The 8,992-nt window shown below is 45.2% G+C and carries 2 protein-coding genes; both read left to right on the plus strand.

Features of this window, described 5'->3' with window-relative positions:
• Nucleotides 1-66 precede the first annotated feature (66 nt).
• Nucleotides 67-5,067: a polysaccharide lyase family 8 super-sandwich domain-containing protein gene (locus V1L65_RS27460; RefSeq protein WP_331702518.1), complete on the plus strand. Its 5,001-nt coding sequence runs from the start codon at nucleotides 67-69 to the stop codon at nucleotides 5,065-5,067.
• 248 nt (nucleotides 5,068-5,315) lie between these two features.
• Nucleotides 5,316-8,771: a methionine synthase gene (metH, locus tag V1L65_RS27465; protein WP_331702519.1), complete on the plus strand. Its 3,456-nt coding sequence runs from the start codon at nucleotides 5,316-5,318 to the stop codon at nucleotides 8,769-8,771.
• Nucleotides 8,772-8,992 lie beyond the last annotated feature (221 nt).

The raw sequence follows: 8,992 nt of genomic DNA on the forward strand, positions 1-8,992 counted from the left end.
AAGATTAATATGTACTGTGAGCTGGATAAAACATTTGATTAATGACAGAGGAAGGAGTTTCAATTTATGAAAAAATCAAGTTATGTAAGTGGACTGCTAGTGTTTTTACTCTTTTTGAATGCGCTTGCAATCCCGGCATATGCAGCCGAGGAAGGAGCTGCTGCTGCAGAAGCAGATTTGCTGGAGGAAAACAAAGCGCCTGCTTTGTATTTGCCGCTGGATGGAAACTTGAATAACGAGGGAACAGGCACCATTGAGCCGTTTGCTAATACTCATTTTAAGGGGTATGTGTACGGTGCAAAGGGACAAGCAATCGAAATCGATAATCATAAAAGCAGAAGCCAGTCTGCCGGATATATTGATTTGGGGAACAGCACTGATTTGAAGTTTGGCAGTGACACAGATTTTACGATCGCCTTTTGGCTGCAAATGCCCGATTACAATGTGGAAGGCTGGCCTGTCATTATCGGTAATAAAAAAGGAAAAAAAGAGACGGGTTGGCAATTGACATCCGATAAGGATAAAATGCTTCGCTGGCAAATGACAGTCGGTAATCAGGAATTGGAAGAAATTAAGTTTTATCCATTCACTGATGATCAGTGGCATCATATTACGATTGTAAATGAGCGCAACAGTCAAACCGCTTTTTATGTAGACGGACAATTAGTTGCGGATAAATCGCAGGATACTTCTGCTGTAACAGGAACGGTAGATACCAGCTATTCTCCTAAAATCGGAGTAATGGGCGATGGCACGCTAGCTAATAAAACAGCTGATGTATTACATATATTTATGGATGAACTTCATATTTATCGTTCTGTCCTTTCAGAAGCGGATATTTTGGATTTGGTAGGAGACGGACCGCAGCAGCCGGAAAATCCAGAGCAGCCTATTGATCCGGAGAAGCTGGCGGCTTTTGAGAGTATGCGTCTAAAATGGACAGATTATTTGATTGGCGGGACAAGCTATGATCCGGCTGATCCGGATATCGCCAAGTCGATAACGTCTATTACTGCTGCAGCAACAGATTTTTGGACGACTATGAATAAAAGCAGTGAGCGGACGGAATTGTGGAGTGATAAGCCTGCATCATCTGCAAACGGTTACGCTGTAGCCGACTCTTATAAGCGTCTAAGAGATATGGCAACGGCATACGCGACCAAAGGCTCTGCCTTGTACCAAGATGATGTGCTGAAACAAGATATTATAGAGGGGCTAGACTGGCTTAACAGTAAATGGTACAACGAATCCAAGCCGATCGTGGGCAACTGGTTTGAATGGGAAATAGGTGTTCCATTGGCACTCGGAGATACAATGTCGCTTATGTACAATGATTTGAGTGAACAGCAAATAAAAAAATATGTGAAAGCCATTGATCGATTTGTTCCCGATCCCACTAAGCGAACGGTCCAGCCTTCTGTAACTGAAACAGGCGCTAACCGGATGGATAAAGCACTGATTACCATATTGCGAGGCATTCATGATCATAATGAGGACAAAATTAAAGAGGGCAGAAGTGCAATTAGCCAAGTATTTCCTTATGTGACTAGGGGGGACGGCTTCTATCTGGATGGTTCCTTTATCCAGCATAACAATATCGCATATACAGGAAGCTACGGAGCTGTATTGCTGGGCGATATGATGAAAGTGATGACACTTTTGGATCATTCTCCATGGCCGATTGAAGACGCTAATCAAAACCATGTATTTGATTGGGTTACAAATTCTTTTGAACCGGTAACGTTTAGAAAATTGATGATGGATATGGTTTTTGGACGTTCTATTGCCAGAGGTAATCGTCAGTTAGTGCCGTGGAGTCATATTTTGCGACTGGCTGAATTTGCACCCTCCAAAGAACAGTCAGACAATTTTAAAGCAATGGTAAAGCATTGGTTTGAGGCAGATTCAGAAGTACCTAACTATTACAATGGTTTGCGAGTTGCAGATGTCATTTTATTGAAAAAGCTTATGGAGGACAATAGCATAGCTGGCAAGGATGATTTGACCTTGCATAAGCAGTTATCAGCAATGGATCGGATCGTCCATCATCGTCCTGGATATGCATATGGAATCAGCATGTCTTCAGCACGTATTGCTAATTATGAGAAAGGAACAGAAAACCATAAAGGCTGGTATACAGGCGATGGAATGACTTATTTGTACAATAATGACTTGAATCAATTCCATGATGCTTTCTGGGCAACAGTGAATGCTTATCGCTTGCCGGGAGTGACATCTGATGGTGCCATCCGAAATGCTGCCAAAACAACAGGGAAAACATGGGTTGGCGGATCGGTTATAGACAATTTGTATGGTGCGGCAGGAATGGATTTAAGCCCGGACAATAGCACGCTCACAGGTAAAAAATCATGGTTTATGTTTAATGATGAGCTTGTGGCGCTCGGAGCAGGGATTTCAAGCAAGGATGATCGCATGATTGAAACAATTGCTGAAAACCGTAAGCTTAATGAAGACGGCACAAACCGTTTTATTGTAAATGGCGAAACGATGCCAGAAGCTGCAGGCTGGAATCAGCAAGCCGAGCAGGTTCAATGGGCTCATTTGGAAGGAAATGTTCCTGGCTCTGATATAGGTTATTATTTCCCTGGAGGAGCAAGCCTGGATCTGTTACGCGAATCGCGTACCGGCTCTTGGAAAGATATAGATAACAATGGCTCTAGCGATGTGCTGCAAAGAAATTATTTGAGTATTGCTTTTAATCATGGCAAAAAGCCACAGGACGCATCCTATGCCTATGTGCTATTGCCTAATCAAGATGCAGCAGCTACAGAAACATATGCAGAAAACCCGGCTGTTGAAGTGATTAGCAATACCGCTGACGTGCAAGCTGTAAAACATGCGGGGCTGAACTTGACAGGCTTTAATTTCTGGAATCCAGGCAAGCTTGACTCTGTTGAGGTACAGCAACCCGCCTCGATTATGATGAAGCAAGTGGGAGATCAATTGCAAATTGCAGTATCCGACCCGACGCAAACTCAGTCCAAGCTGAGAGTTGCCATTGGCTATGAAGGTTTGGAGAACTTGCAGCTGGATGAAAGCGTGAAGATTGTGCAAATGTCTCCATTTATCATGATGGAAGTGAATACGAATGGATCGAAAGGGGCTAGTCATTTCGCTAGTTTCGAAATCGACCCTAGTGCAGTGGATACAGATATGAGTGAGCATAAGCCTGATCCAGAGGCAATTACAACAGTGATCGTTAGTGAGGATAGCTTTATTGAAGGCGGAAAAAATGCCGGCAATGTAAACGGAGTAGATAAAAACTACCTCGGTATTACAAATGGCAGTGCAGAAGCGGACAGAAAAGCATTTTTAAAATTCGATCTATCCGATTTTGAAGGGGAAATAGCAAAAGCCACCTTGCATGTGTACGGCAAAACAAATTCTGGCAGCCAAACGGTTTCTGATATTGCTGTATTTGAACTAGCTGATGATAGCTGGAGTGAGCTTGAGCTTAACTATAACAATGCCCCTGCTATTGGCAAACAAATCGATCTAATTACTTTTTCGGGTCCGGAAGCATGGAGACAGTTCGATGTTACGCCATTTGTACATCAAAAGCTGGCAGATAATCAAATCGTGAGTGTCGCACTTAAACAAGTCAATTACAATCTGTATTCTGATATTAGAAGCAGAAAAAATGAGGGCGGCCTATATGCAGCAACATTAGAGCTGTGGCCTAAGGATACAGTTGCGCCTGTTACTAAAATGTACGTAAATGACTCTGAAAATATAAACCAATCCTATACAGGTGCTGTCAAGCTTCGATTCGAAGCAGTGGACAGTGCGGACAATGGCTCTATTGGCTGGGGAGTAAATAAAACAGAGTATCGCATTAACGGAGGACTTTGGACAGAGGCGGACGATACAGCAAGCGTGACACTGACAAATGCTGGATTGTACACCATCGAATATCGTTCAGTAGATAAAGCAGGAAATAAAGAAAAGATCAACAACGTCGAGCTTCGCATTGCTGAATCGAATGGCAATGGCAACGGTAATGGCAACGGCGGCAGCAATGGCAACGGCAACAACGGCAACAACGGCAGCAATGGCGAAAATGGCACAGATACTGGAAATGCGCAGCAAAGTGTATCCGGAACAATTGTTAAAGCTGAGGGCGGGGAGCTGGTCTTGCCAGATAAAGCAGCTGTAAACGTACCAAAAAATGCTTTTTCTGAAGACACTACAATCCATCTGTCTGTTATGAAGAAAGAAGAGTCTCCAGACTATGACGAAATGCAGCCTATAAGCGATATTGTTGAGCTGCGCAGTGAACAGCCTGTGCAAATTATGCAAGCACTTGACATGACTCTTCATTATGATAAGAGCAAGCTTTCAATGAATGAAGCTCCTGCTATTTATTATTACAACAAGCAATTACAACGTTGGGTATATATCGGAATGGCAGATGGCTCCACCGATGTTGTCAAATTTGCTGCAAGTCATCTGACAGCATATGCTGTTTTTGCATACGAGCCGCTACACTTTGCTGATGCAACAGATCATTGGGCACAGGACGCAATAGACAGACTTGTTGGCATGAATATACTAAACGGGTTCACTGATCAAACGTTGCGGCCGGAAAAGACCGTCACAAGAGCTGAATTTGTGAAAATGGCTGTGGCGGGGTTAGGTATACAAAAGGTAAATGGAGAAGTTTCATTTGCTGATCATGAGCAATTTCCGAGCTGGGCAAAGCCATATATTGAAACGGCAGCTGCAGCAGGAATTATTTATGGCTATGAAACGGGGCAAGGTGTAGCATTTAAACCGACAAATACGATTACCCGGGCTGAGTTGGCCGTTATATTGGCTAGAGTGGCAGCGAATTTTGATAAAGATGGTATGAATGGACGCGATGAGCAAATGAGCTTTACAGATGAGTCGACCATTCCGCAATGGGCAAAGCAATCTGTTGCACAATTGACAGATCTTGGTGTAATCAATGGATTTGAAGACGGCAGTTACCGTCCGAATGACCGGGTTACTAGAGCACAAGCTGCACAAGCGTTTTATAAACTGTTTCAAGCAATGAATATTTAATGCTGTTACGAAACAAATCGTGTGCACTTAGTGAATGCATCTTGGAGGTTAGTGTACGAAAACTAGCTTCCGAGGTGCATTATTTCGTTACGCCGGATTGCCAGTGCTATCATGTGCCAAAAATTGATTATTCAGCCGTTTATTCTTCATACTATTATTAAATCGATAAGTTTGCTAAACTATAAATCACATAGAACTGACAGCTACATCCTTGTGATTAAGCTTCATTCGTAACGGGAGGCAGTAACATGACGGTTAGTGAGCAGAAAAGATCGATTCAATCCCAAATGGCGCAGAAGATTTTAATTCTTGATGGCGCGATGGGCACGATGATTCAACAGGCAGATTTGACTGCGGCTGATTTTGGCGGTGAAGAGCTTGACGGCTGTAATGAAAATCTTGTGATCACGCGTCCGGATGTGATTTCTAATATTCACGAGGCGTATTTGGAAGCAGGCGCCGATATTATATCGACCAATACGTTTGGCGGAGCCAGCATTGTATTGGCGGAATATGATCTGCAGGATCATGCAAGAGAGATAAACCTGGCAGCAGCGAAGCTGGCAGTAGATGCAGTACGTAAATATTCCACCTCCGATTGGCCGCGTTATGCTGCCGGTGCGCTTGGTCCTACGACCAAAACGCTGTCAGTAACAGGCGGCGTAACTTTTGACGAGCTGCTGGACAGCTATTATGAGCAGACGGTTGCGCTGATTGAAGGCGGAGTGGATGTTATTTTGCTCGAAACGTCACAGGATACGCTTAATGTTAAGGCGGGCAGCATTGCGATTCGCAATGCTTTCGAGACGACCGGCAAAGTATTGCCGATTATGATCTCGGGAACGATCGAGCCAATGGGGACAACGCTGGCTGGACAAGCGATTGATGCTTTTTATATTTCTCTGGAGCATCTTAAGCCGATTTCCGTTGGTCTTAACTGTGCGACGGGACCGGAATTTATGCGCGATCATATTCGTTCGCTGTCTGATATCGCTCAGTCGGCTATCAGCTGCTATCCGAATGCCGGCTTGCCGGATGAGAACGGCCATTATCACGAGTCGCCGGAATCTTTGGCTAAAAAGCTGGCGGGCTTTGCTGAACAAGGCTGGCTTAATATTGCAGGCGGCTGCTGCGGTACGACACCGGAGCATATTCGAGTACTTGCAAAAACGTTAGGCGAGTACAAGCCGCGGACTGAGCAAGGTGAGCATCCTCCGGCACTGTCAGGCATAGAGACGCTGTATATCGAGAGCGACAATCGCCCTTATCTTATAGGGGAGCGGACAAACGTGCTCGGCTCACGCAAGTTCAAGCGGCTTATTGCGGAAGGCAAATATGAAGAAGCATCAGAGGTTGCAAGAGCACAGGTGAAGGGCGGAGCTCACGTTATTGACGTGTGCTTGCAGGACCCAGACCGTGATGAAGCTGCCGATATGGAGAAATTCTTGCAATTTGTAACGAAAAAAGTAAAAGTGCCTTTAGTTATTGATACAACTGATATTAAAGTTATAGAGCTTTCACTCAAATATTCGCAAGGTAAAGCAATAATTAACTCCGTCAATCTTGAGGACGGCGAAGTTAAATTCGAGCAAATCGCTCCAATCGTTCACCGCTATGGCGCATCCCTAGTTGTAGGTACGATCGACGAAAAAGGCCAGGCGATTACAAGTGATGACAAGCTGGCCGTTGCGCAGCGTTCGTATGATTTGTTAGTAAATAAGTACGGCATTCCACCTGAAAATATTATTTTTGACCCGCTTGTTTTCCCTGTCGGAACAGGTGATACGCAATATATCGGTTCCGCCAAGGAAACGATTGACGGTATTCAAAAAATTAAAGAAGCGATGCCTGCCTGCCAGACGGTTCTTGGACTGAGCAACGTATCCTTTGGTTTGCCGCCTGCTGGCCGCGAGGTGCTTAATGCAGTTTACTTGTATCACTGCACGAAGGCTGGTCTGGACTTTGCGATCGTGAATACGGAGAAGCTGGAGCGTTTTGCCTCTATTCCTGAGGAAGACCGCAGAGTGGCTGAGAATTTGATTTTTGATACGAATGATCAGACGCTTGCAGAATTTGTGGCTTATTTCCGTGATAAGAAGCAGGTTGAGAAGGTTAGCAAAGTTTTGCTGTCTTTGGAGGAGCGCCTAGCCAGCTATATTGTAGAAGGTACGAAGGAAGGACTCGTGCCGGATTTGGATGAGGCGCTTACGAAATATAAGCCGTTGGAAATCATTAATGGCCCTTTAATGAAAGGTATGGATGAGGTAGGCAGACTGTTCAACAACAACGAATTGATCGTTGCCGAGGTACTGCAAAGTGCTGAAGCGATGAAGGCTGCTGTTGCTCATTTGGAGCCGTTTATGGAGAAATCCGAATCGGCGGTTCGCGGCAAAATGCTGCTGGCAACTGTTAAAGGTGACGTGCATGATATCGGCAAAAATCTAGTTGAGATTATTTTGTCCAACAACGGCTATCACATTGTGAATCTGGGAATTAAGGTTCCGCCTGAGAAGCTGATTGAGGCTTACCATGTGGAGAAGCCTGATGCAATCGGCTTGTCCGGCCTGCTCGTAAAATCTGCGCAGCAGATGGTTATTACAGCGCAGGATTTGAAGGCGGCTGGCATTGATGTTCCGATTCTTGTAGGGGGAGCTGCGCTTACCCGGAAATTTACAAGAACGCGGATCGCCGCCGAATATGATGGTCCAGTTCTATATGCGAAGGATGCCATGGACGGACTGGATATTGCCAACCGTTTGTCTGATCCCGAGCAAAGAGTGAAGCTGCTTGAGGATCTGCAAGAGCGCAACACAGCTGATGCCGAATCAATGGAGAAGAAAAAAGACGCGCTGCCAACGCTGGCTGTTCCTGCACGTTCAGATATTTCACAGGACGTGGCTGTCTATACGCCGCCAGACTTGGAGCCGCATATTTTGCGCAACTACTCGATCGCTCATCTTGTACCGTATATTAATATGCAGATGCTGATGGGACATCATCTGGGCTTGCGCGGTTCTGTAGAGAAATTGCTTGAAGCGGGCGACGCTAAGGCGGTTCAACTGCATAATACCGTTAATGAGGTTATCCAAGAAGCGATTGACCGGCAAATCATTCAAGCAAACGGCATGTACCGTTTCTTCCCGGCTCAGTCATCTGGCGATTCGATTTTAATCTATGATCCGAAGGATCATACGAAGGTGCTAAAAACCTTTACGTTCCCGCGTCAACAGGTTGAACCTTTCTTGTGTCTAGCTGATTTCCTTCGCTCAGTCGAAAGCGGCGAGATGGATTATGTTGGATTCCTCGTAGTTACAGCGGGTAACGGTATTCGCGAGCTGGCCAATGAGTGGAAGGATCAAGGCGATTATCTTCGCTCTCATGTGCTGCAATCTGCTGCGCTTGAGATGGCAGAGGCGTTTGCAGAGCGCATGCACCATATGATGCGCGATGTGTGGGGCTTCCCTGATCCGGTCGAAATGACGATGAAGCAAAGACTTGGCGCTCGTTATCAAGGCATCCGGGTATCCTTCGGCTATCCAGCTTGTCCTGATCTAGAGGATCAGGAAATTTTGTTTGACCTGATGAAGCCGGAGCAGATTGGCGTTCAGCTGACCGAAGGCTTTATGATGGAGCCGGAAGCATCCGTATCGGCTATGGTGTTCGCACATCCGCAGGCGAAATACTTTAACGTGGATAAAGCTTAATAACTCCATTTCGCAGCATCGCCCCTTCGAGTCGATTTCCTTCGTCGCGGAGTATACCGAGCAATGATGAATTTCTAATGGTTACCACAAACGCTATTCGTGCAAAAATGGCTGCTTGAAATTTCTAACGGTTGTAATGGCGCTTAATTTCCCCAAAAGCACTGATTTTGCTCAAGAAATGGTACAATAGCGATCGTGGCAACCGTTAAATGCTCAAATGA

The organism is Paenibacillus sp. IITD108 (assembly GCF_036541265.1).
Taxonomy (GTDB): Bacteria; Bacillota; Bacilli; order Paenibacillales; family Paenibacillaceae; genus Pristimantibacillus.